Source organism: Pseudomonas sp. S31 (assembly GCF_016648105.1).
Taxonomy (GTDB): Bacteria; Pseudomonadota; Gammaproteobacteria; order Pseudomonadales; family Pseudomonadaceae; genus Aquipseudomonas.
The window spans coordinates 88,814-112,295 of record NZ_JACVVE010000011.1 but is presented as its reverse complement, the minus strand read 5'-3'; the positions used below and the strand labels follow the sequence as shown (position 1 = coordinate 112,295).

The following is a 23,482-nucleotide window of genomic DNA, read 5'->3' as shown; positions in this document are numbered from 1 at the left end:
TCAGAATTCGACCGTGGCCTTGGCTGGGGTAGCTTCCACGCCCTTCTGGCCGTTCGGGCCGATCAGTTGCACGTTGATCTTCTGGGTGGCCGGGAACGCCTTGAACAGCGGGGCGAGATCGACCTGGGAGAGCTTGGCCGGGGTGGCGCAGGTCAGCTGGTAGTGGGCGTTGATGTCGCTGTGCACATGGCCGTGCTCATGCTCGTCGCCGTCGTCGTCAGCTTTCGGGGCATCGCCGAACAGCGGGCTTTCCAGGTCCTGGGCGTCGTCCTTGCAGCCTGCGGCGGCGGCCAGGCCGAACAGCTTCAGCGGCTGTTCGAGCTGCTGGCGCACGGCGGCCACCTTGGCCTTGTCGGCCTCGCTGCTGGCGGCATGTTCGAAGCCGACCAGGTTCATGGCCGGGCTGTCCAGCTCAAGCTCCAGGGTGTTGCCGTCGAGTACCACGTTGAGCTTGGCCACGCCATGTTCGTGGGCGCCCAGGGAGCCATGGGCATGATCATGGTCGTGTTCGTCGTGGGCGTGGGCGTGGGCCATGGCCAGGGGCAGCAGGGCGAAGGGCAGGGCGAGCAGCAGGCGGCGCATGGACGACTCCAGGACAGGGGATAATGATTTGGTAATGTTATAACAACTTTTCCGTACACCGCCAGCCTGCCTGGCGCAGGTTTCATGTTGGGCGGTAGCATGTTCGCCATCGACCCTGCTTCAAGGAATGCATCATGAGAATTCGTGGACAGATTGGGGATTGGTCGGTGGACCTGACCATCGAGCTCGAACCTGAAGAGTGGGCACAGTTGGGGCGGCGCAGCGAGGTGGCGGCGGTGGCCGAGGTGCCTGCGTCAGCACTGGTGGCGGCGCCACGCCAGGATGATGGGCAGTGGACGGCGGCGCGTGACCTGCTGCGTCAGGCCGGGCAGATGAACGGGCCTGAGTTGCTCGATCGGTTGGAAGGGTTGGCGGGGAGCACGGCGGCGGGCAAGCGGTTGTTGGTGCGTTTGCGGCACAGCAGTGATGTGAAAGTGGAAAGTGGCGTGGATGCGCCGGTGTATCACTGGATTGGCTAGATCGGTATTGCCTGTTCTGGCCTCTTCGCGGGTAAACCCGCTCCTACAGAATTCCCAGCTCGTGTAGGAGCGGGTTTACCCGCGAAGAGGCCGAACAGGCAAAGGGCCTCAGGTCAGAACATCGCCGACGACAATCTGCGGCGGTACACCCCAACCAGCGGGTGATCGCTGCCCAGCAGCTCGAACACCTGCAACATGGCCTTCTGCGGCAGCCCGTTCTCATAGCCGCGGTTGCGCTGGAACAGCTTCAGCAGCCCGTCCAGCGCCGCCTCGTACTGCTGGCGCGCCAGTTGCTGGATGCTCAGCTGGTAGGCAGCCTCGTCATCCTGCGGGTTCTGCGCCAGGCGGCTCTTCAGGTCGGCGACTTCTGGCAGGCTGGCGGCCTGGCGCAGGAACGTCAGCTGGGCCTTGGCGCCCGCCAGGGCGGCCTTGTGCTCATCGCTCTTGACCGCGTCGAGTACCGTTTCGGCCTCGCCCAGCTCGCCACGTTCAGCCAGGCAACGGGCATACAGGATCAGCGCCTCGGCATTGCTGTTGTCTTCACCCAGCAGCGCCACCAGCAGAGCCTCGGCGTCGGCGAAGCGGCTTTCGGCGAACAGCGCCTTGGCCTGCTCCAGCGGGGTTTCGGCAGGCGGTGCAGGCATCTGCACGTGCGGTTCGAGCATGGCGCGGATCGCCGACTCGGGCTGAGCACCGGCGAAACCGTCGACCGGCTGGCCGTCCTTGAACAGCACCACGGTCGGCAGGCTGCGGATGCCGAACTGGGCAACCACCTGCTGCTCGACGTCGCAGTTGATCTTGGCCAGCAGCAGCTCGCCCTGGTAGCCCTCGGCGATCTTCGCCAGCAGTGGCATCAGCGCCTTGCAGGGCGCGCACCACTCGGCCCAGAAGTCGACCAGCACGGGCTTGTGGAACGAGTTCTCGATCACCGCCTGTTGGAAGTTGGCATCGGTGGCGTCGAAGATATACGGCGTGTCTTGGCTCATTGTGACTCTCGCAAAACCGTGAATGGCACCACTATAAAGGCTCGCGGCTGGCGTGGTACAGGCTGACCCGGCGGAATTCGTGAGGTTCGGCCAGGTCTGGCAGGGTCAGGGCGTCGAGCACGCCCAAATGCCGGTACAGCGGGTGGCTGAAGTCGCGCACCCGCGAGTCCGCCACCAGTGCCTGGCGACCACGGCCGAGAAAGGCATCGAGTAGCGGCAGGTTGGCGCGATCGTAAAGCACGTCGGCCACCAGGATCAGGTCGAAGCGGTCGGCCTCGGCGAAAAAGTCGCTGCTGTAGCCCAGCGTCACGCCATTGAGCACGGCGTTCGCCTGGCAGGCCTGCAAGGCCAGCGGGTCGAGGTCGCAGGCCACCACTTCCAGGGCGCCTGCGCGGGCGGCGGCGATCCCGGCGATGCCGGAGCCGGCGCCGAAGTCCAGTACCCGCTTGCCTTGCACCCAGTGCGGATGCTCGGCCAGGTAGCGCGCCATGGCCAGGCCGCTGGCCCAGCAGAAGCACCAGTAGGGCGGCTCTTCGAGGATGCGTCGGGTTTCCTCGCTGCTGAAGGCGCGGTCCATGTTCTGCTCGTCGACCAGCCACAGTTTCAACTCGCAGTCAGGCAGCGCGCTGACGACCAGGCGCGCTTCGCCGATCAGGCCGCCCAGGGCCTGTTGCAGTGCAGCCGGGGCCATTACGGGGCTTTCTCGAAACGCAGCGGACCGGTGGCCTGGGTCTGGGCCTGGGTGATGCGCAGCGGCGGCAGGTGCAGGATCAACTGGCCGGATTGGCTGGCGCGCCCGCGCAGTTCGACGCGGGCCCCGGCCGGGAAGGCCTCTGGGTTGAAGCGCAGCTGGTAGGGCAGGGCCTGGCCGGTGCCGGTCAGGTTGCTGCTGGCCAGCAGGCGCTGCGGGCGGTCGCGCTCATCGATCACCAGCAGGGCCAGCTCGACGTCGGCACCGGCGGGGATCGCCAGCAGGGTGCCGCTCAGTTCGCGCTGGTAGGCCGGCAGCGGGCCCAATGCTTCGGATTTCTTCGCCACCTTGGCAGGGGTGGGCGCCGGGGCCTGGTCGGGCTTGGGACGGTCGCTGCCGCAGGCGGCGAGGAGGCCGGAAAGGCACAGCACGACGAGCGCGCGAGGCTGCATGGGGTCATCCTTCAGGGGCAGATTTATCTGGATGGTAAACCCTTTGTCTTGTCTTGCCAGTGCAATGCGCTACCATGGCCCTCCCTTTTTTTGTTGCCTGCCACCATGCACTGTCCATTTTGCGGTGCCAACGACACCAAAGTCATCGATTCGCGCCTGGTCGCCGAAGGCGAACAAGTGCGCCGCCGCCGCGAATGCGTCGCCTGCGGCGAGCGCTTCACCACCTTCGAAACCGCCGAGCTCGTGCTGCCCCGGCTGATCAAGCAGGACGGCACACGCCAGCCCTTCGACGAAGAGAAGCTGCGTGCCGGCATGCAGCGGGCGCTGGAAAAGCGCCCGGTCAGCGTCGAGCGCCTGGAAGCGGCGTTGGCGCACATCAAGAGCCGCCTGCGTGCCACTGGCGAGCGCGAGGTCAAGTCGCTGGTGGTCGGCGAGATGGTCATGGCCGAGCTGCGCAAGCTCGACGAAGTCGCCTACATCCGCTTCGCCTCGGTGTACCGCAGCTTCCGCGACCTCGACGAATTCCGCGAAGAAATCGACCGACTGGCCCGCGAGCCGGCCAAAGAGTGAGCATGCCCAGCCAGACCGCGATTCTCGACGCCCACTACATGGCCCGCGCGCTGGAGCTGGCGCGCAAGGGCGTCTACACCACCCACCCCAACCCACGCGTGGGCTGCGTGATCGTGCGCGACGGCGAGGTGGTGGGCGAGGGCTGGCACGTGCGCGCTGGCGAGCCGCATGCCGAGGTGCATGCCCTGCGCCAGGCCGGTGAGCGCGCCCGTGGCGCCTGTGCCTACGTCACCCTCGAACCGTGCAGCCACCACGGCCGTACCCCGCCCTGTGCCGAGGCACTGGTCAAGGCTGGCGTGGCGCGGGTAGTGGCGGCGATGCAGGACCCAAATCCGCAGGTCGCGGGGCAGGGCCTGCGACGCCTGGCCGACGCCGGTATCGAAGTCTCCAGCGGCGTGCTCGAAAGCGAAGCGCGCGCACTCAACCCCGGCTTTCTCAAACGCATGGAACACGGGCTGCCGTTCGTGCGCGCCAAGCTGGCGATGAGCCTGGACGGCCGCACCGCCATGGCCAGCGGCGAAAGTCAGTGGATCACCGGCCCCGCCGCCCGTTCGGCGGTGCAGCGCCTGCGCGCCCGCGCCAGCGTGGTGCTGACCAGCGCCGCCAGCGTGCTGGCCGACGATGCGAGGATGACCGTGCGCGGCGCCGAGCTGGGCCTGGATGCCGAGACCACGGCCCTGGCCCTGAGTCGCACGCCGCTGCGCGTGCTGGTCGACGGCCGCCTGCGCTTGCCCCTGGATGCGGCCTTCTTCCAGGCCGGGCCGGCCCTGGTGGTGACCGCCCAGGCGGATGACCCGCGTTATGCCGAAGCCGGCCATGAGCTGCTGAGCCTGCCCGGCAGTGACGGCCAGGTCGACCTGCCCGCGCTGCTGCGCGTCCTGGCCACCCGTGGCGTCAACGACATCCTGCTAGAGGCAGGTGCCGGCCTGGTCGGCGCGTTCGCCCAGCAAGGCCTGGTCGACGAGTACCAGCTGTTCGTCGCTGGCACCTTCCTTGGCTCCCAGGCCCGGCCACTGCTGGACTGGCCGCTGAGCCGGATGAGCGAGGCGCCACGGCTGAAAATCACCGAAATGCGTGCAGTGGGCGATGACTGGCGGGTCACGGCCATCCCTCTGCCGGCACCCGGCGTATAATGCCGGGCTTGCCCCGCGCAACCGTTCCTGAGGAAGCACCATGTTCACCGGTATCATCGAATCCATCGGCACCATCCGCAGCCTGACCCCGAAAGGCGGCGACGTGCGCGTCTACGTCGAGACCGGCAAGCTCGACCTGGGTGACGTCAAGCTCGGCGACAGCATCGCGGTCAACGGCGTGTGCCTGACCGCCGTCGAACTGCCGGGCGATGGCTTCTGGGCCGACGTCAGTGTCGAGACCCTCAAGCGCACCGCGTTCATCGACCTCAAGAGCGGCAGCAAGGTCAACCTGGAAAAAGCCCTGACCCCCACCACCCGCCTCGGTGGGCACCTGGTCAGCGGCCACGTCGACGGCGTCGGCGAGATCATCTCGCGCAGCGATAGCGCGCGCGCCATCCAGTTCCGCGTGAGTGCGCCCAAGGAGCTGGCCAAGTACATCGCCCACAAGGGATCGATCACCGTCGACGGCACCAGCCTGACGGTCAATGAGGTCAATGGCGCCGAGTTCGAGCTGACCATTGTCCCGCACACCCTGTCCGAAACCATCATGGCCGACTACCGCGCAGGGCGTCGGGTGAACCTTGAGGTCGACCTGCTGGCCCGTTACCTGGAGCGTCTGCTGCTGGGCGACAAGGCCGCCGAACCGAGCAAGGGCAGTGGCATTACCGAAAGCTTCCTGGCCGCCAACGGCTTCTTGAAATCCTGATTGAGAAGGGGGTGCCAGTGGCGCTCAACAGCATCGAAGAACTGGTCGAAGACATCCGCCAGGGCAAAATGGTCATCCTGATGGATGACGAAGACCGTGAGAACGAAGGCGACATCATCATGGCGGCCGAGTGCTGCCTGCCCGAGCACATCAACTTCATGGCCAAGCACGCCCGTGGCCTGATCTGCATGCCGATGACCCGCGAGCGCTGCGAAACGCTCAAGCTGCCGCTGATGGCGCCGCGCAACGGTTCCGGCTTCGGCACCAAGTTCACCGTGTCGATCGAAGCCGCCGAAGGCGTCACCACCGGCATCTCCGCCGCCGACCGCGCGCGCACCGTGCAGGCTGCCGCGGCCAAGGACGCCAAGGCCGAGGACATCGTCAGCCCGGGCCACATCTTCCCGCTGATGGCCCAGCCCGGCGGCACCCTGGCCCGCGCCGGCCACACCGAGGCCGCCTGCGACCTGGCGCGCATGGCTGGTTTCGAGCCGAGCGGCGTGATCTGCGAAGTGATGAACGACGACGGCACCATGTCGCGCCGCGCCGAGCTGGAAGTGTTCGCCGCCGAGCACGGCCTGAAGATCGGCACCATCGCCGACCTCATCCACTACCGCATGATCCACGAGCGCACCGTGCAGCGCGTCTCCGAGCAACCGATCGAGAGCGAGCTGGGCGAATTCAACCTGGTCACCTACCGCGATGCGGTGGAAGGCGACGTGCACATGGCCCTGACCCTGGGCACCATCTGCGCCGAACAACCGACCTTGGTGCGGGTGCACAACATGGACCCGCTGCGCGACCTGCTGCTGGTCAAGCAACCGGGCCGTTGGAGCCTGCGCGCGGCCATGGCCGCCGTGGCCGAGGCCGGTAGCGGCGTGGTGCTGCTGCTCGGCCACCCGCTGGACGGCGACGTGCTGCTGGCACACATCCGCGAGAGCGCGGGCGATGCGCCGACCAAGGCACCGACCACCTACAGCACCGTCGGTGCCGGTTCGCAGATCCTGCGCGACCTCGGCGTGCGCAAGATGCGCCTGATGAGTTCGCCGATGAAGTTCAATGCGATATCCGGATTCGATCTGGAAGTTGTAGAATACGTGCCCTCCGAGTGACTTGAGGCGGCAGTGACGCCTTCAAGCCCGAGTCCAGACCCCTGCAGAGGCCGCAAACAAGCGGCCTCGCTCTTGAAATGAGAACATCGGAATGACCCTGAAGACCATCGAAGGTACCTTCATCGCCCCCAAAGGTCGCTATGCTTTGGTGGTTGGCCGCTTCAACAGCTTCGTCGTCGAAAGCCTGGTAAGCGGTGCCGTCGATGCCCTGGTACGCCACGGCGTCAGCGAAAGCGACATCACCATCATCCGTGCCCCGGGCGCCTTCGAGATCCCGCTGGTGGCACAGAAGGTCGCCCAGCAAAGCGAATACGACGCGATCATCGCCCTGGGCGCCGTGATCCGTGGCGGTACCCCGCACTTCGAATACGTGGCGGGCGAATGCACCAAGGGCCTGGCCCAGGTGTCCATGGAGTTCGGTGTACCGGTGGCCTTCGGTGTCCTGACCGTCGACTCCATCGAACAGGCCATCGAGCGTTCCGGCACCAAGGCCGGCAACAAAGGTGCTGAAGCTGCCCTGTCCGCTCTGGAAATGGTCAGTCTGCTGGCGCAGTTGGAGGCCAAGTGATTAGCGACGAAAGCGATCGTTTCAACCCGCGCGATCCAAAACCTGCGGATGCCGGCAAGCCCTCGAAGAGCGCCAAGCGCCGCGAAGCCCGCAAGCTCGCGACCCAGGCCCTCTACCAGTGGCACATGGCTCAGCATTCGCTGAACGAGGTCGAAGCGCAGTTCCGGGTCGATAACGATTTCTCCGATGTCGATGGCGCCTATTTCCGCGAGATCCTGCATGGGGTTCCGGCAATCAAGGGCGAGATCGACAAGGCCCTGGCACCTTGCCTGGACCTGGCACTGGAAGAGCTCGACCCGGTCGAACTGGCCGTGCTGCGCCTGTCCACCTGGGAGTTCATCAAGCGCGTCGACGTACCGTACCGCGTGGTGATCAACGAAGGTGTGGAACTGGCCAAGGTGTTTGGCGCCACCGACGGGCACAAGTTCGTCAACGGCGTGCTGGACAAGCTCGCGCCGATCCTGCGCGAAGCGGAAGTCAAGGCGGCCAAGCGCTGATCCCAGCGCTGTCGGGCCATGGGTGAGTTCGAGCTGATCAACCACTATTTCGCCGCCGCGCAATGCGCGCAAGGCAGCGAAGGCGTGGCACTGGGCATCGGCGATGACTGCGCCCTGCTGGGCCTGCCCCCCGGTGAGCAACTGGCGGTGTCCACCGACACCCTGGTTGCCGGCGTGCATTTTCCCCTGGTCTGCGACCCTGGCCTGCTTGGCCAGCGCTCGTTGGCTGTAGCTGCCAGCGACCTGGCTGCCATGGGCGCGACCCCAATTGCCTTCACCCTTGCCCTGACCCTGCCGGAAGTCGGCGAGGACTGGCTGCGCGCCTATGCAGACGGTCTCGACCGCATGGCCCGGCACTGCCGCCTGAGCCTGGTCGGTGGCGACACCACCCGTGGGCCCTTGAGCATCACCGTGACCGTGTTCGGCCGCGTTCCGGCCGGGCAGGCCCTGCGCCGCAGCGGGGCCAGGCCCGGTGACCTGCTGTGCGTGGGCGGCGAGCTGGGCAATGCCGCCGGCGCCCTGCCGTTGGTGCTGGGCGAGCGCGAGGCGCCCAGCGCCCTGGCGCAACCGTTGCTCGATCACTACTGGGCCCCGTCGCCCCAGTTCGCCCTCGGCCAGCTGTTGCGGGGCCGCGCCACTGCGGCGCTGGACATCTCCGATGGCCTGCTGGCCGACTGCGGGCACATCGCCAAGGCTTCCGGTGTGGCGCTCGAGGTGAACCTGCACCAGGTGCCGGTGTCATCCGCTTTGCAGGGTTTTCTCGGGGCCGAGGCGGCGTTGCAGGCCGCAGTCGCCGGCGGCGACGACTATGTGCTGGTATTCACCCTGCCGCCGGCGCAGCTTTCATCCCTGCAGGGGCAGGCCAGTGTCCATGTCATCGGGCGGGTGCTCGACGGCCAGGGTGTTAGCCTGCGCGACCGCCAGGGCCAGGACATCACCCCGCGCCAGCGGGGCTATCAACATTTTAGGGAGACACCGTGACCGACCACCCGAACCAGGTGCCTGCGGAGAACGTTCCGCCTTCGGTCTGGCGCAACCCGTGGCACTTCATCGCTTTCGGCTTTGGCTCCGGCACCCTGCCCAAGGCCCCCGGGACCTGGGGTTCGCTGGTCGCCCTGCCGTTCATTCCGCTGTGGCAGATGCTACCGGACTGGGGCTACTGGCTGCTGCTGGGCATCACCATGCTGTTCGGCTTCTGGCTGTGCGGCAAGGTGGCCACCGACTTGCGCGTGCACGACCACGAAGGCATCGTCTGGGACGAGATGGTCGGCATGTGGATCACCCTGTGGCTGGTGCCCGATGGCTGGCAGTGGCTGCTGGCAGGCTTCCTGATGTTCCGTTTCTTCGACATTCTCAAGCCGTGGCCGATTCGCTGGATCGACCGTCATGTGCATGGCGGCGTCGGCATCATGCTTGATGATATCCTGGCAGGTGTGTTCGCCTGGCTGGGCATGCAGGTCCTGGTCTGGGCGGTTGGCTGATACAGGGAGTGGGGCGATGGTCATGAGGACTGTGTTGCTGGCAATGATGCTGAGCCTGGCCCCCTGGGTGGCCGCCGCCGACGCCTTGCCCAAGCAGGTGCACCTGGTCAGCGAGGAATGGATCGACTACACCAACGCCGATGGCAGCGGGGTGGCCTGGGACGTGCTGCGCAAGGTGTTCGAGCCCGCCGGGGTCAAGGTAGTGACCCAGAGTGCGCCGTACAGCCGCGCGATCGGGCTGGTCAAACGCGGCGAAGCCGATGCCTGGGTTGGCTCGTACAAGGAAGAGAACGACGACAGCCTGTATCCGCGCTGGCACTTCGACATGGACCATATCTATGCACTGGGCCTGGCCGACAAGCCGGTGCCGACCCTGGATACCGTCGGTCAGTATCGCCTGGCCTGGGTGCGCGGCTACGACTATGACAGCTACCTGCCCAATGCCCACAACTTCCGTGAAATCCAGCGCCGTGAAGGCATCCTGCCGATGCTCGAGCATGACCGGGTAGACTTCTACATCGATGCGCAGACCGAAGTCGACTACGTGCTCGGGCAAACCTCGCAGCCCGAACGCTTCCATCGTACGCATATCGCTGAGTTGCCGCTGTACCTGGCCTTTGACAAGAGCGATAGGGCCAAGGCCCTGCGCGAGCTGTTCGACAAACGCATGGCAGAGCTGGTGCGCAGCGGTGAACTGAAGCCGATTTTCGAGCACTGGAAGCAGCCGTATCCGTTCAGTCCCGACAGCAAGCCGCAATGATGCGCGGGCGGGCACCATAAGCATCGAACTTTTCGATCTTAAGCGACGGTATTCAGCGGGCCCACACGTGCCAACCTGCTGATACAATCGCTTCCTGAGAAATGTCCTACTTACTCCAGGAGCACAACGTGCCCGTCGTCTTTGTTGCCGCCTCTAAACTTCCGACCCCCTTTGCGACTTTCACCATGCATGGCTTCCTCGACGAAGCGACCGGCCGCGAACACGTGGTGCTGAGCCTGGGTGATATCGCCGATGGTGAGCCGGTGCTGGGGCGCCTGCATTCCGAGTGCCTGACCGGCGATGCCCTGTTCAGCCAGCGTTGCGACTGCGGCTCGCAGCTGGAAGCCGCGCTGCAGGCCATCGCCCGTGAAGGCCGTGGCGTGCTGCTGTATCTGCGTCAGGAAGGCCGTGGCATCGGCCTGCTGAACAAGATCCGCGCCTACGAACTGCAAGATGGCGGCGCCGACACCGTCGAGGCCAACGAGCGCCTGGGCTTCGCCGCCGATCAGCGTGACTACGCCATGTGCCTGCCGATGCTCGAACACCTTGGCGTCAAGGCCCTGCGCCTGATGACCAACAACCCGCGCAAGGTCAAGGCGCTGACCGACATGCACATCACCGTCGCCGAGCGCGTGCCGCTGCACACCGGGCACAACCCGCACAACCGCCTGTACCTGGCCACCAAGGCCGACAAGCTCGGCCACATGATGGGCAACAAGCACCAGGGCGAAGTGCCCCAGGCCTGATCGGCCCTGCCGATGCGCCTGCTGTTCTGCCTGCTGGCCTTGCTGGCCTGCACCGCCCAGGCGGGTGAGCCGCTGCGGGTGATCAGCCTGGCGCCGTCGATGACCGAAATCATGCTCGAACTGCAGGCCGACGGCCTGCTGGTCGGCGTGCTCGACGGCGGCGAGCGCCCTGCGGCGCTACGGGCGCTGCCTTCGGTGGGGCGCCAGGGCCAGCTCGACCTCGAACGCCTGGTCAGCCTGCGGCCTGATTTGCTGCTGCTGTGGCCGGGCAGCATCACCCCGGCCCAGCGCGACCAGCTCACCCGCCTGGGTATCGCCACCTACAGCGCCGAGCCGCATAGCCTGGCGCAATTGATCGAACAGATCGAAGCCCTTGCCCAGCGCCTGGGCCTGGCCGAACAGGGCCAGGCATACGTCAACGCGCTGCGGGGGCGCTTGCGCCAGTTGCGCGAGCAGTACCACCGTGAGCAGCCGCTGCGGGTGTTCTACCAGGTCTGGGATCGGCCGCTGTATACCCTGGGCGGCCGGCAAGTGGTGAGTGATGCCCTCAGCGTGTGCGGTGCGCGCAATGTCTTCGATGACCTGACCCAGCCAGCGCCGCAGGTGAGCGTGGAATCGGTGTTGCTGCGCAATCCGCAGGTCATCCTCGCCGGCGACACGGCGCAACTGCAAAGCTGGAAGGCCTGGCCGGCCATCGACGCGGTGGCCGGCGGGCGCTTGCTGGTGGTGCCGGACAAGGGCATCGAGCGCCCCAGTGGTCAGATGATCGAAGCCACCGCACGCCTGTGCGCGCTGTTGGCCGCTACAGCACCGGCGTCCAGGTGAGGCTGAGCAGCGCCGTCCGGCCTTCCTCGCGATAGCCGTAGCTGGCGCCGTCATAGCTGTACAGTGCCCGGCTGTAGCCTTTGTCCAGCAGGTTGTCCAGCTTCAACTCCAGCTTGAGTTCATCGGTTGCCGCCCACGCGCCGCGCAGGCCCAGCAGACCGTAGCCGCCCAGGCGGTTGCGGTTGGCCTCGTCGTCGTAGCTGGCGCTTACGGCCTGCCAGTTGGCGCCCACCTCGAAACGCTGGAACTGGCGGTCCAGGTCCAGGCTCAGGGTGCGCCGGGCACGACGGGCGAGGGTGTGGCCGCTGTCGCGGTCGCGTGGGTCGATGAAGGCGATGCCGAGCTGGCTGCGCCAGGCGCCCCATTGTTGGTCCAGGGACAGCTCCAGGCCGTTGATGCGTGCCGAGGCGACGTTATGCGGGATCGAGTCCTGGCCGAAGATGATCGCGTCGCGCAGGTCGGTGCGGTACAGCGAGGTTTCCAGGCGGCTGTCGTCGGTGAGCTGGCTGCGCCATTGCAGTTCGTAGCTCTTCGAGCGTTCAGGCTTGAGGTCGGGGTTGCTGAAGTCCGGGTAGTACAGGTCGTTGAAGGTCGGTGCGCGGAAGCCCTCGCTGTACGACAGCAGTACATCGTTGCGGGCATCGAGTGGCAGGGTCAGGCTGCCGCTCCAGGTGGTCTGGCCGCCGAATTGCTGGTTCTGGTCACGGCGCACGCCCAGCTCGGTAGAGAACCGTTCACCGCTGTAGCGGTGCTGGATGAAGGCGGCGCGGTTCCAGCGGCTGTCCTCGGTGAAGTCGGTGCTGGCATGTACGCGATCTTCGTACCAGTCGCCACCGACCAGCACGTTGTGCTGCTCGGCCACGGCCAGGTCGTTCTGCCAGGTGACTTGGTCGCGGTAGGTATTGAATACAGAGCGCTCGTCACTGAGCTTGTCGCGCTTGTCGTCGCGGTTTTCGCTGTGGGCGAGTTCGAGGCGCGAATGCCAGGTGTCGTTGAGCTGGGCGTCGAAGTAGCTACCCAGGCTGCTGACACTGAAGTCGGTATAAGGCTTCTGCCCGAAGCTCTCGAAAGTCACCGGGTCGAAGCGGCCGAACGGGTTGTCGTATTCGCTTCGCCCGCGGCTGTCGAGCAGGTTCAGGCCAGCCTCGAAACGCTCGCCGAAGGTGTGGCTCAGGCTCAGGTTGAGCGACCGGTTGCGGTAGGCGTCGTGGTCCTGGTCGCTGGCGAACGAGGGGCCGGTGGCGTCGATGCCGGCCGTTTCATCCAGGCTGGCGCCGAGGTTCAAGCGCGTGGCGCCATCGTTGCCAGACAGCCCCAGGCTGCGTTGCCAGGTGCGATTGCTGCCGGCGGCCAGGCGTAGCCGTGGCTGCACGCCGGGGCCGCTGGTGCGGCGGGTGAAGATCTGGATCACCCCGCCGATGGCGTCGCTGCCGTACAGCGCCGAACGCGAACCGCGCAACACCTCGACCCGCTCGATCTGGTCGACATCGAGAAACTGCAGGCCGCTGTCGCCGGAAGTGGCGTTGGCGATGCGCACGCCATCCACCAGCACCAGGCTCTGGGCGGCCTTGGTGCCGCGGATGAAAATCCCCGGCAGGCTGCCGCGGCCACCGGTCGGCGCCACCTGCACGCCAGGCACGCGGGTGAGCAGGTCGGTCACGCTGTTGGGCTGCAGGCGGTCGATGTCGGCACGGGTGAAGACGGTGTTGGCGGCGCTGGTGGCGGTGCGTGATTCGACCTGGCGGTTGGCGCTGATCAGCACGTCGGGGAGTTTCAGGGCGTCGTCGCGTTCGGCGGCCAGTAGAAGGGTGGGGGCGCAGAGTATTGCGGCACAGGCGGATCTTTTCATTGGCGGTTCCAACGCATTCGCGGGACAAGCCCGCTCCCACAGGTCATGCACAGAAACTGTAGGAGCGGGTTTATCGGGGCGCCGAGACGCCGCGAAAGGGCCGTTAAAGGCCTAGCTTGGCCATCCGGGCCTTCACCGAGGCTCCGATGCCGGCAGCATCCAGCCCGCATTCGGCCAGCATCTGCGCCGGCTTGGCATGTTCCACATAGATATCTGGCAGCCCCAGGTGCAACAGCGGCTTGAGCACCGCCTCGCGGGCCAGGAACTCGCTCACGGCCGCGCCAGCGCCGCCCATGATGGCGTTTTCCTCGATGGTCACCAGCAGCTCATGGTTAGCGGCCAATTCCAGCACCAAGGCCTCGTCCAGCGGCTTGACGAAACGCATGTCGACCACGGTGACGTTGATCTGCTCGGCCACCTGCAGGGCCTCGGCCATTTGCACGCCGAACACCAGCAAGGCGACTTTCTCGCCCTGACGGCGAACCACGCCCTTGCCGATCTCCAGCGGCTCCAGGTCGCCGCTGATCGGCGCGTTGGGGCCGGTGCCGCGTGGGTAGCGCACGGCCGCCGGGCCGTTGTACAGGTGGCCGGTGCTGAGCATCTTGCGCAGCTCGTTCTCGTCGCTCGGGGTCATCACCAGCATGCCGGGGATGCAACGCAGGTACGACAGGTCGTAGCTGCCGGCGTGGGTCGGGCCGTCCTCGCCGACCAGGCCGGCGCGGTCGATGGCGAACAGCACGTCGAGGTTCTGTACCGCCACGTCGTGGATCAACTGGTCGTAGGCGCGCTGGAGGAAGGTCGAATAGATTGCCACCACCGGCTTGGCGCCTTCGCAGGCCATGCCGGCGGCGAAGGTGACCGCGTGCTGCTCGGCGATCGCCACGTCGAAGTAGCGCTCCGGGTAGCGTTCGCTGAAGGCCACCAGGTCGGAGCCTTCCTTCATCGCCGGGGTGATGCCGACCAGGCGGTTGTCGGCCGCGGCCATGTCGCACAGCCACTGGCCGAACACCGCGGAGTACTTCGGCCCGGCCGGCTTGTCGGCGGGCTCGAGCTTGGTGATGGCGTGGTAGCCGATCGGGTCGATCTCGGCCGGGGCGAAGCCCTTGCCTTTCTTGGTCACCACGTGCAGGAACTGCGGGCCCTTGAGGTCACGCATGTTGCGCAGGGTGGCAATCATGGTGGGCAGGTCGTGGCCGTCGATCGGGCCGATGTAGTTCCAGCCGAGTTCTTCGAACAGGGTGCCGGGGACCAGCATGCCCTTGGCGTATTCCTCGGTGCGGCGGGCGATTTCCCAGGCGCCTGGCAGGCGCGACAGCACTTTCTTGCTGCCTTCGCGCATGCTGGCGTAGGTGCGGCTGGAGAGGATCTTGGCCAGGTAGTTGGACAGGCCACCGACATTGCGCGAGATCGACATGTCGTTGTCGTTGAGGATCACCAGCATGTTGGCGTCCACTTCCTGGGCGTGGTTCAGCGCCTCGAACGCCATGCCAGCGGTCAGGGCGCCGTCGCCGATCACGGCGATGGCCTTGCGCGGGTCATTCTGCAGGCGGGCGGCGATGGCCATGCCCAAGGCAGCGCTGATCGAGGTGCTGGAGTGGCCGACGCCGAAGGTGTCGTATTCGCTCTCGCTGCGGCGCGGGAAGGCGGCGATGCCGTCCTTCTGGCGCAGGGTCAGCATGCGGTTGCGCCGTCCGGTGAGGATCTTGTGCGGGTAGGCCTGGTGGCCGACATCCCACACCAGGCGGTCATCCGGGGTGTCGAAGACGTAGTGCAGGGCGATCGTCAGCTCGATCACGCCCAGGCCGGCGCCGAAATGCCCACCGGTCTGACCCACGGTGTAGAGCAGTTCCTGGCGCAACTCGTCGGCCAGGGTCTCCAGGTCGGCTTCGGCCAACCGGCGCAGGCCGGCAGGCGTGTCAGCGCGGTCGAGCAACGGCGTGACCGGGCGTTCGCGGGGGATCTCTTGAAACGTCGTGGGCATCAGGCGAGTCGTTATAGGTGTGAAGACGCGGCAGTTTACCCCATTGTAGGAAAAGCTGCCCATTCAGACGCGGGCCGCAGGCCTCTGTAGGAGCGGGTTTACCCGCGAATGCGGTGGTCGATCCAGCATCCATTCGCGGGTAAACCCGCTCCTACAGAGGCCTGCTGTGAGGTTTAGTGGCGCCGTTCGACGATGTAACGCGCCAAGGCCCGCAAAGGCTCGGCATTTTCACCGAACCCTTCCAGTGCGACCAGCGCCTGGTCGCGCAGTTCGATCGCATACGCCTTGGCCGCTTCCAGGCCGAGCAGGGCAGGGTAGGTCGGTTTGTCGCGGGCGATGTCGGCACCCTGGCGCTTGCCCAGGGTGGCGGTGTCGCTTTCCACGTCGAGGATGTCGTCCTGCACCTGGAATGCCAGGCCGACGGCTTGGGCGTAGGCCTGCAGGGCGTCCAGCTGGGCCTGTTCGGCGCGGGCGCTGGCCAGGGCGCCAAGGCGCACGCTGGCTTCGATCAGGGCACCGGTCTTGTGCCGGTGCATGAACTCCAGCGCCTTCTGGTCGAGCTTGATGCCCACCGAACCCAGGTCGATGGCCTGGCCACCGACCATGCCGGCAGGCCCGGCAGCCTTGGCCAGGGTCTGGACCATGGCCAGGCGGAGGGTGTCGGACTGCGGGCTCAGGCGTGGGTCGAGCAGGGCACTGAAGGCCAGGCTCTGCAGGCCGTCGCCGGCGAGGATGGCGCAGGCTTCGTCGAACGCCTTGTGCGTGGTCGGCTGACCACGACGCAGGTCGTCGTCGTCCATGGCCGGCAGGTCGTCGTGCACCAGCGAGTAGGCGTGGATCAGTTCCACCGCGCAGGCGGCACCGTTGGCCTGTTCGGCCGGTGAGCCGAGGGCTTCGCAAGCGGCGTAGGCGAGCAGCGGGCGGACCCGCTTGCCGCCGTTCATCACGCTGTAGCGCATGGCCGCGTAGAGCCGCTCAAGTTCCTTGGAAGGTGCCTGGAACAGCGGCTCGAGGGCAGCGTCGACACGTGCCTGGCTGCGGGCCTGGTAGCTCGCGATCATGCCTCGGGCTCCGCGTCGAAGGGCTGGGCGGCCAGCTCGCCGTCGCGTTCCAGGAGAATCTGTACCTTCTGCTCGGCCTGGGCCAGTGCGCCCTGGCAATCGCGGGTCAGGGCGATGCCTTGCTCGAAGGCTGCCAGCGAGTCTTCCAGCGACAGTTCGCCGTTCTCCAGGCGCTCGACCAAGGCTTGCAGATCGGCGAGGGATTGTTCGAAATCGATGGAGGCTTTTTTGCGGGCCATGGCGACTGTCTCGGTGGCTGGTCAGAACGGCGCGACACTAGCAGAGAGGGGCGGGGGGAGCAAACTTGTGTGGGCGTAAGGTTAATGTCTTTCAGTTACGCCAATCGGGGCCGCTGCGCGCCCCATCGCGGCACAAGGCCGCTCCTACAAGGGCCTGACGCTGTAGGAGCGGCCTTGTGCCGCGATGGGGCTCGCAGCGGCCCCAAAACGCCTTCAAAAACGACGGATCAGACGGTTTCCGCCTGAAGCTCCAGCAATGCCTCGCGATACCGCGCCAACTCCTCGATGGTCAGCACCGGCAGGTTGTACTGGCGGGCATACACCGCCACCTGCTCGCCACGGGCCATGCTGCCGTCGGGGTTCATCAGTTCGCACAGCACTGCCGCTGGGCGCAGGCCGGCCAGGCGCGCCAGGTCCACCGAGCCTTCGGTGTGGCCGCGGCGGGCCAGCACGCCGCCATCGCGGGCGCGCAGCGGGAACACATGCCCCGGGCTGACGATATGGCGTTGCTGCGCAGTCGAGCGCAGGGCGGCCTCGATGGTGGTGATGCGGTCCTGCGCCGAAACGCCGGTGGTGACTCCCTCGGCCGCCTCGATGGTGACGGTGAAGCCGGTGCCATGGCGGGCCTGGTTGTTCTGCACCATCGGCGCCAACTGCAAGGCGTCGACGGTGGCCTCGTCCAGGCACAGGCAGACGATGCCGCTGCAATCGCGAATCATCATGGCCATGGTCTGCAGCGAGAGGTTTTCGGCGGCGGCGACGATATCGGCTTCATCCTCGCGATCGTCGTCGTCGAGCAGCAGCACGGGGCGCCCGGCCTGGAAAGCGGCGATGGCAGCGGTGACATTGGGATATTGCTGGAACAGCATGGAAGACATGAAACGCTCCTCGTAATGGTCGATGAACGTCTCGGGGCGAGCAAAATGCGCGCGCAAGGGCGCCCGAATGGCCCTTGGCTGACGCCTTCTTTCATCCGGACTATGACCGTCGGCCCTGGAATCTCACCAGATCTGCTGACCCCCGGCATGGCCGGGGCGCTCGCGGGCTCATCTTTCGATTTACCGCCGGTGGGGACTTTCACCCCGCCCTGAAGACCGGGCAAGCATACAGCACTGGGCCATCGATGTGGCAACCCTGCCCGCCTACGACCTTAGGCGGGCTCGCCACCCGCGTGCGCTCATCTGGACATCGACTCGATCACCCGGCGCAGCGAGGCTGGCAGCATCGGCCCGTGCCCCAGCCCGTCGAAGCTTTCGAAGCGCACCTGCAAGCCTTGCACCTTGGCCAGGTCGGCGGCCATTTCCCGGGCGGGTTTCTGCCCATCGCCCTTGACCGGACCGCGCGGGTTGCTCGGCTCCTCGTCGCCACGCATGACCAACAACCGCGGGCGGCTGTCGCCCAGACGCTGCTGCAGGCCCTGGGCCTCGCGCACGATGGCGCCGTCATGCCACCAGAGTGACGGGCTGGCGGCGGCGTAGTCGCTGAATTCGCCGGGGTGGGCGAACAGTGCGTGCAACACCGCCAGGCCGCCATAGGAGTGACCCCAGAGGGTCTGGCGTACAGGGTCGATCGGGGCGACGTCGGCCACCATCGGGCGCATGCGCTGGCGCAGCAGCTCGAAGAACACCTCGACGCCGCCGCTGGGCTGGCCGGTCAGGGGATCGAGCTGCTGTGCTTGCCCCGGCAGCGCCGGGGTATAGTCGTAGGTGCGGCCGACGCGCTCGATGCGCTGGTCGGTCTGATAACCCACCGCCACCAGCAAGGGCGCCTGGCCTTCGGCGAGCTTTTTCAGCAGGTCGGCATCCAGGGCGCCGATCGCGGCGTTGCCGTCGAGCATCCACAGCACCGGGTAGCCAGTGGCCGGCGCTGGGCGGTCGGGCTTGCCGATCCACAGGCGGTAGTGACGCTGGCCGTCGACCGAATCGAGGTCGAGGTGGCTGAAGCGGTAGGCCAGGTCCTGGCGTTGCAGCACGCGAGTGTCCATCTTCTGGTTGCGTTCGGGCTGGGCCAGGGCCGCCGGGGCGGCAAGGGCCAGTGCCAGGGCGAGGGACAGGGTCAACTTGCTCATCGGGAATCTCATCAGGCGTCCGGGAGTGGCACAGTCAGGCACGCAGTGCGCGGAATCCTGGATGATATTCACTATCGTTTGACGGTAAAGCGCATTAACTTTCTAAACATTCCACGGCAGCCGGCAGCACCAGGTGCAGGCACAGGCCGGGGTGCCCGTTGCTGGCCCACAGCCGTCCGCCTTGCAGCTCGATCGCGCGGCGGGCGATGGCAAGGCCCAGGCCAAAGCCCGCGCCGCTGTCGGCCAGGCGCTGGTAGGGCTTGAAGATGCGCTCCAAGTCCGCCTGCGGCACGCCGGGGCCCTGGTCGCTCAGGCGCAGGTGCCAACAGTCGCCCTCACGCCAGCCATCGAGGCTGACCCGGCCTTCGTCGGGCGAGTGGCGGATGGCATTGCGCATGAGGTTTTCCAAGGCCTGGGCCAGGCTGTCCAGGTGCACCTGGACCAGGCAATCGGTGCCCAGCGAGCACGGCAGGCGCGCCCGCTCCCAGCCGCTCTCGAAGCAGATATCCTGGGACAACGCTTCCCAGACCGACACCATCAGCACCGGCTCGGTTGCCAGCTGGGGCTGCTCGGTGTCCATCCAGGCGAGGTCGAGGGTGTTCTCCAGCAGTTTCTGCATGTCGTTCACCTCGCGGTCCAGACGCTCGCGCAATTGCACCGGCGGCAGGTCGCTGTCGTGGGCGATGCGCAGCCGCGCCAAGGGCGTACGCAGTTCATGGGACAGCGTGCGCAGCAGCAGGCGTTGCTGTTCGAGGCTCTGGCGCAGGCGCCCGGCCATGTGCTCGAAGGCCTGAGCCAGTTCGCCCAGCTCGTCGCGGCGCTCTTGCAGCGGCAGGCTGGGGCTGTCCAGGTCATCGGCACGCAGGGCGTCGGCACGGTCGCGCAGGCGGTTGAGCGGCACCACGAGATGGCGGTACAGCGCCAGGCCCAACAGCAGCGCGAGCAGGGTGGGGGCCACGCCGTGGGTGACGACGTGGGTCCACGGCGTCAGGCCGGTGGGCAGCAGGCGCTCGGGCAGTTGCATCACCAGGCGGCCGTGCTCGGGGTGTTCAGGGAACTCGATGCTCACGTAGGGTAGTTCGTCGCGCAGGCGGCGGCTCATCGGCCAGTTGAGCTTGCGCATGAAGGTCAGGTGGCTGGCCTGCTCGGCGGTCAGCGGCGTCGTGCCCAGGCTCTGCAGGTAGGGCCCGAGCACCACCACCCAGGTGTCTTCGGCCTGTTCCAGCTGCTGACGAAAGGCCTCGGTGCCGGCCGCACCGCCTTGCTCCCAGGCCTGCTCGGCTTGTTGGGCGTAGCGGGCGAGGTAGTCCTGGTCGGCCTGGGAAAGGAAGTAGCTCTTGCGCTCGACCGAAAGGCCCCAGGTCCAGATCAGCCAGGTCAGCAGCAGGCAAAAACCCACCTGCAGCATGGCCAGTTTCCACAGCAGGGGGTGGCGGCGCATCAGGATTGTTCCGTGTCGACCAGGATGTAGCCCTGGCCGCGCACGGCCTGGATCTGCAGATGCTGGGCGTCGATATCGGCCAGCTTGCGGCGCAGGTTGCACACGTGCACGTCCAGGCCGCGGTCCAGCCGGGTGTAGGCCCGGTGCAACACGGTCTGGTACAGGAATGCCTTGCTCAAGGCTTCGCCGGGGTGGGCCGACAGCGTGGCCAGCAGGCGGAACTCCGAGGCCGTGAGGCCGGCCGGCTTGCCGTGGTGGACGACATCCTGGCGGTCCTGGTCAAGGACCAGCGAGCCCGCGTCGGCCCGTACCGGCGCGCCGCGATCGAAGGCCACCCTGCGCAACAGCGCATCGACCCGGGCATCCAGCTCGGCCAGGCTGAACGGCTTGGGCAGGTAGTCGTCGGCGCCGCGGGTGAACCCGCTGATGCGGTCCTGCTCGGCGCCCAGTGCCGACATCAGCATCACAGGCACCGCCTGCTGGCGGCGTAGTTCGTCGAGCAGGCTGAGGCCATCGATACCGGGCAGCATGATATCCAGCAGCACCAGGTCGAAGCGCGAATGCTGGATCGCCGCCAGGGCCAGGGTTCCGCTGGCACAGGCGTGAACCTCAAAGCTACGGCTGAGGAAATGGCGTTCCAGGTCCTGACGCAGACGCGGGTCGTCTTCGGCAAGCAACAGTGATGTGGGCACGATGAGCCTTGAATGAGAATTTGTATCAGTTACGAATCATCCCATTGCGGGCGGGTCGAGGGCAATCTTCCTGTGCCGGTTTCGTCGGGCCCTTGCAGTGCGGGCATGTGTTAAGAAGGTTAATCCTGCTGCACCCCAGCTTTCCCTACGGTATCGTTCGCAAAAAGCAACAGATGTCGTTTGCGATTGACTGTCATTTAGGTGGCTGATGCCACCGGTCCCTCTCCTTGCCCATCGTCTGTATCGACCATGTCGCGGGAGACGGCTGCCCGCAAGAAAGGGGTCCGAGCCCCTCGTCGCGGTGCACGCGCATCGGTTGCTGTCCTGTCCACTGCAAATCCAACTGAAAGGTGTGTCATGAGCGGTATCAAAGGTGTGGGGAGCCCGCGACGGGTTCGGGGTTGGCTGGTGCTGGGGCTGCTGGCGCCGTTTTCGTTGTCGGCACTGGCTGAAACGGTCGCGAGCCAGGCTGCGGCGGACGACAGTTCGCTGGAGATCCCGGCGTTGACCATCGAAGGCAACCGCTTGTACGACATGCTGCCGTCGGAGCAGACCGGTGGCTACAGCGTCGATGCCGCCACCGTGGGCACCAAGACCCCGGCCGCGCTCAAGGACATCCCGCAGTCGATCACCGTCTACACCCAGGACTACGTCAAGGACCGCCAGTTCGTGCACCTCGACGACCTGGCCAAGTACACCGCCGGGCTGCGTACCCTGACCAACGACAGCGGTCGTTCGTCGATCTACGCCCGTGGCTACGAGTACAGCGAATTCAACATCGACGGCCTGCCAGCCCCGATGCAGAGCATCTTCGGCACCGTGCCATCTCTGACCGCCTTCGACCGGGTCGAGATCATGCGCGGCCCGGCGGGGCTGTTCAGCAGCACCAGCGAGCTGGGCGGCATCGTCAACATGGTGCGCAAGCGCCCGACCGCAGAATTCCAGGGCCACATCGAAGGCAGCTACGGCACCTGGGACACCAATCACCAGGAGCTCGACCTGAGCGGCCCGCTGGACGAAGCAGGTCGCGTGCGCGGGCGTTTCGTCGCCTCGCGTGACGACACCAATGGCGAAGTGGACTACAACGCCAACACCAGCAACAGCTACTACGGCGCGCTGGACATCGACCTGGACGAAGACACGCTGTTGTCGTTCGGCCTGATCCACGAAGTGAAGAACATCACTCCGCACAACGGCTACCCGGCCACGCTGGATGGCAAGGTCCCCGACTTCAGCCACTCGAAGTTCCTCGGCGCCGACTGGAACTACTTCGACGGCAAGACCACCGACCTGGTCGCCGAGCTGACCCACCGCTTCGACAACGGTGGCTATGGCCGCATCGCCGCCCGTGGCTCGCACCGCGACACCAACTACCTGTATGCCTTCACCGCGACCAACGCCAACACCGGTGCCAACTCGCTGCGCGCCAGTGCCCGCGATTTCACCCAGGACACCTACTCGCTGGACGCCAGCTACAGCCAGCCGTTCGAAACCTTCGGCCAGGTCAGCGAGTTCGTGGTCGGCACCGACTACAAGAACTACGACACCGAGTACCTCAATGGCGCCACCAACCTGGGCACCATCGACGTCAACGACTATTCGCCGAGCCAGACCTCCAAGCCGTCGGCTAACTACACCACCGAGACTGGCATGCAGGAAGAGGAGTACGGCCTGTACTCCAAGGTCACCTTCCGCCCGGTCGAGCGCCTGGCGCTGATCGCCGGTGGCCGTTTCAGCTGGTACAACGGTGATTTCTACACCACCACCCTGAGCAGTGGCTCGACCACCGATGACAGCAAACGCGTCAACGGACGCTTCACCCCGTATGGTGGTGTGGTCTACGACCTGACCGAAAACCATGCCCTGTACGCCAGCTATTCCCAGGTGTTCAAGCCGCAGTCCGATACCGACGGCAACGGCCGCGTGCTCAAGCCGCGCCAGGGCGAGCAGTATGAATTCGGCCTGAAGAGCAGCTACTTCGGTGGCGACCTCAACACCCGTTTCTCGGTGTTCCGCCTGACCGACAAGAATCGCGCCACCACCGAATACGACGCCGATGGCGTGGATACCGGCTTCTCGGTCGCCTCCGGCAAGACTCGAGTCAAGGGCGCCGAAGTGGAAGTCAGCGGCAAGCTGGCGCAGAACTGGGAAGTGCTCGCCGGCTACACCTGGATGCAGACCGACACGGTCAAGGGCGATGCCGAGACCACCTTCTTCATCATGCCGCGCAACCAAGCCTCGCTGTGGACCAAGTACACCATCGACCAAGGCCCGCTGAACGGCCTGGCCATCGGTGGCGGCGTGTCGGCGATGAGCAACTTCTATGCCGAGAACGGCGGCGTGCGCATCGACGCCCCCGGCTACGCCACCGTCGACGCGATGCTGTCGTACCCGGTCACCGACAAGCTCACGGCGACCTTCAACGTCAACAACCTGTTCGACCGTGACTACCTGTCACGGGTGGGTTCGACCTCGACGTTCAACTTCTACGGGCCTTCGCGCAGCATGATGGTCGGCGCCCGCTACGACTTCTGATGCATGCCGTCGCTGTGCGCGGGGAGCACGC

At 66.2% G+C, this 23,482-nt stretch carries 25 protein-coding genes and 1 riboswitch; of the genes, 13 read left to right on the top strand and 12 right to left on the bottom strand.

The window, feature by feature from the left end; translation table 11 throughout:
- Positions 1-582, bottom strand: coding sequence for a DUF2796 domain-containing protein (locus tag IAE37_RS10840; protein ID WP_201173282.1), 582 nt, complete (start codon positions 580-582; stop codon positions 1-3).
- 134 nt (positions 583-716) lie between these two features.
- On the opposite strand from IAE37_RS10840, the gene IAE37_RS10835 reads away from it, so the two are divergent.
- Complete coding sequence (locus IAE37_RS10835) at positions 717-1,061, top strand: hypothetical protein (RefSeq protein WP_201173280.1); 345 nt, start codon at positions 717-719, stop codon at positions 1,059-1,061.
- A 113-nt stretch (positions 1,062-1,174) separates the two neighbouring features.
- Here IAE37_RS10835 and trxA read toward each other — a convergent pair whose 3' ends face one another.
- The 3 genes from trxA to IAE37_RS10820 are packed head-to-tail and all read right to left on the bottom strand — an operon-like array spanning position 1,175 to position 3,190.
- On the bottom strand, positions 1,175-2,047 hold the full coding sequence (gene trxA / locus IAE37_RS10830; RefSeq protein WP_201173278.1) for a thioredoxin: 873 nt from the start codon (positions 2,045-2,047) through the stop codon (positions 1,175-1,177).
- Between the two features lie 31 nt (positions 2,048-2,078).
- On the bottom strand, positions 2,079-2,738 hold the full coding sequence (locus tag IAE37_RS10825; RefSeq protein ID WP_201173275.1) for a class I SAM-dependent methyltransferase: 660 nt from the start codon (positions 2,736-2,738) through the stop codon (positions 2,079-2,081).
- Complete coding sequence (locus IAE37_RS10820; protein WP_201173273.1) at positions 2,738-3,190, bottom strand: YbaY family lipoprotein; 453 nt, start codon at positions 3,188-3,190, stop codon at positions 2,738-2,740. Before IAE37_RS10820 ends, IAE37_RS10825 begins: the two co-directional genes overlap by 1 nt.
- A gap of 105 nt (positions 3,191-3,295) precedes the next feature.
- On the opposite strand from IAE37_RS10820, the gene nrdR reads away from it, so the two are divergent.
- The 11 genes from nrdR to IAE37_RS10765 all read left to right on the top strand — a co-directional run bounded on the left by nrdR (position 3,296) and on the right by IAE37_RS10765 (position 11,585).
- On the top strand, positions 3,296-3,760 hold the full coding sequence (gene nrdR, locus IAE37_RS10815) for a transcriptional regulator NrdR (RefSeq protein ID WP_192938612.1): 465 nt from the start codon (positions 3,296-3,298) through the stop codon (positions 3,758-3,760).
- A gap of 2 nt (positions 3,761-3,762) precedes the next feature.
- Entirely contained in the window at positions 3,763-4,893 is a 1,131-nt protein-coding gene (gene ribD / locus IAE37_RS10810; protein WP_201173271.1) for a bifunctional diaminohydroxyphosphoribosylaminopyrimidine deaminase/5-amino-6-(5-phosphoribosylamino)uracil reductase RibD, read from the top strand.
- 40 nt (positions 4,894-4,933) lie between these two features.
- A complete protein-coding gene (locus IAE37_RS10805) occupies positions 4,934-5,599 on the top strand; it encodes a riboflavin synthase (RefSeq protein ID WP_201173268.1) in 666 nt (221 codons plus the stop codon).
- Between the two features lie 17 nt (positions 5,600-5,616).
- Positions 5,617-6,708 (top strand): bifunctional 3,4-dihydroxy-2-butanone-4-phosphate synthase/GTP cyclohydrolase II, encoded by a 1,092-nt coding sequence (gene ribBA, locus IAE37_RS10800; RefSeq protein WP_136912703.1) that lies wholly within the window; start codon positions 5,617-5,619, stop codon positions 6,706-6,708.
- 91 nt (positions 6,709-6,799) lie between these two features.
- Positions 6,800-7,276, top strand: a complete 477-nt coding sequence (gene ribH / locus IAE37_RS10795) for a 6,7-dimethyl-8-ribityllumazine synthase (protein WP_133330105.1) — start codon at positions 6,800-6,802, stop codon at positions 7,274-7,276.
- Complete coding sequence (gene nusB / locus IAE37_RS10790) at positions 7,273-7,773, top strand: transcription antitermination factor NusB (protein ID WP_201173266.1); 501 nt, start codon at positions 7,273-7,275, stop codon at positions 7,771-7,773. The genes ribH and nusB overlap by 4 nt, the downstream gene beginning before the upstream one ends.
- An 18-nt stretch (positions 7,774-7,791) precedes the next feature.
- Positions 7,792-8,754, top strand: coding sequence for a thiamine-phosphate kinase (gene thiL, locus IAE37_RS10785; protein WP_201173264.1), 963 nt, complete (start codon positions 7,792-7,794; stop codon positions 8,752-8,754).
- The gene (locus tag IAE37_RS10780) at positions 8,751-9,254 is read left to right on the top strand and encodes a phosphatidylglycerophosphatase A family protein (protein WP_201173262.1); all 504 of its coding nucleotides are present in this window, start codon (positions 8,751-8,753) and stop codon (positions 9,252-9,254) included. Before thiL ends, IAE37_RS10780 begins: the two co-directional genes overlap by 4 nt.
- Positions 9,255-9,270: 16 nt before the next feature.
- Positions 9,271-10,014, top strand: coding sequence for a substrate-binding periplasmic protein (locus IAE37_RS10775; protein ID WP_201173260.1), 744 nt, complete (start codon positions 9,271-9,273; stop codon positions 10,012-10,014).
- 128 nt (positions 10,015-10,142) lie between these two features.
- Positions 10,143-10,760, top strand: coding sequence for a GTP cyclohydrolase II (gene ribA, locus IAE37_RS10770; protein WP_201173258.1), 618 nt, complete (start codon positions 10,143-10,145; stop codon positions 10,758-10,760).
- A gap of 12 nt (positions 10,761-10,772) precedes the next feature.
- Entirely contained in the window at positions 10,773-11,585 is an 813-nt protein-coding gene (locus IAE37_RS10765) for a cobalamin-binding protein (protein WP_201173256.1), read from the top strand.
- Here IAE37_RS10765 and IAE37_RS10760 read toward each other — a convergent pair.
- The 8 genes from IAE37_RS10760 to IAE37_RS10725 form a co-directional block, all read right to left on the bottom strand.
- Entirely contained in the window at positions 11,563-13,434 is a 1,872-nt protein-coding gene (locus tag IAE37_RS10760) for a TonB-dependent receptor domain-containing protein (protein ID WP_201173254.1), read from the bottom strand. The two genes, IAE37_RS10765 and IAE37_RS10760, sit on opposite strands and share 23 nt — an antisense overlap.
- 103 nt (positions 13,435-13,537) lie before the next feature.
- Positions 13,538-15,415 (bottom strand): 1-deoxy-D-xylulose-5-phosphate synthase, encoded by a 1,878-nt coding sequence (gene dxs, locus IAE37_RS10755; RefSeq protein WP_201173252.1) that lies wholly within the window; start codon positions 15,413-15,415, stop codon positions 13,538-13,540.
- 173 nt (positions 15,416-15,588) lie between these two features.
- On the bottom strand, positions 15,589-16,476 hold the full coding sequence (gene ispA, locus IAE37_RS10750) for a (2E,6E)-farnesyl diphosphate synthase (protein WP_201173250.1): 888 nt from the start codon (positions 16,474-16,476) through the stop codon (positions 15,589-15,591).
- Positions 16,473-16,715, bottom strand: a complete 243-nt coding sequence (locus tag IAE37_RS10745) for an exodeoxyribonuclease VII small subunit (protein WP_008092375.1) — start codon at positions 16,713-16,715, stop codon at positions 16,473-16,475. The genes ispA and IAE37_RS10745 overlap by 4 nt, the downstream gene beginning before the upstream one ends.
- 227 nt (positions 16,716-16,942) lie before the next feature.
- Positions 16,943-17,593 (bottom strand): 3,4-dihydroxy-2-butanone-4-phosphate synthase, encoded by a 651-nt coding sequence (gene ribB / locus IAE37_RS10740; protein ID WP_201173248.1) that lies wholly within the window; start codon positions 17,591-17,593, stop codon positions 16,943-16,945.
- Positions 17,594-17,672: 79 nt separating this feature from the next.
- A riboswitch (FMN riboswitch) is annotated at positions 17,673-17,814 on the bottom strand.
- Between the two features lie 78 nt (positions 17,815-17,892).
- On the bottom strand, positions 17,893-18,783 hold the full coding sequence (locus IAE37_RS10735) for an alpha/beta hydrolase (RefSeq protein ID WP_201173246.1): 891 nt from the start codon (positions 18,781-18,783) through the stop codon (positions 17,893-17,895).
- A 94-nt stretch (positions 18,784-18,877) separates the two neighbouring features.
- Complete coding sequence (locus tag IAE37_RS10730; RefSeq protein ID WP_201173244.1) at positions 18,878-20,224, bottom strand: HAMP domain-containing sensor histidine kinase; 1,347 nt, start codon at positions 20,222-20,224, stop codon at positions 18,878-18,880.
- Positions 20,224-20,916, bottom strand: coding sequence for a response regulator transcription factor (locus IAE37_RS10725; RefSeq protein ID WP_201173242.1), 693 nt, complete (start codon positions 20,914-20,916; stop codon positions 20,224-20,226). The genes IAE37_RS10730 and IAE37_RS10725 overlap by 1 nt, the downstream gene beginning before the upstream one ends.
- Before the next feature lie 357 nt (positions 20,917-21,273).
- On the opposite strand from IAE37_RS10725, the gene IAE37_RS10720 reads away from it, so the two are divergent.
- Entirely contained in the window at positions 21,274-23,451 is a 2,178-nt protein-coding gene (locus IAE37_RS10720; RefSeq protein ID WP_201173240.1) for a TonB-dependent siderophore receptor, read from the top strand.
- The last annotated feature ends 31 nt before the right edge of the window (positions 23,452-23,482 follow it).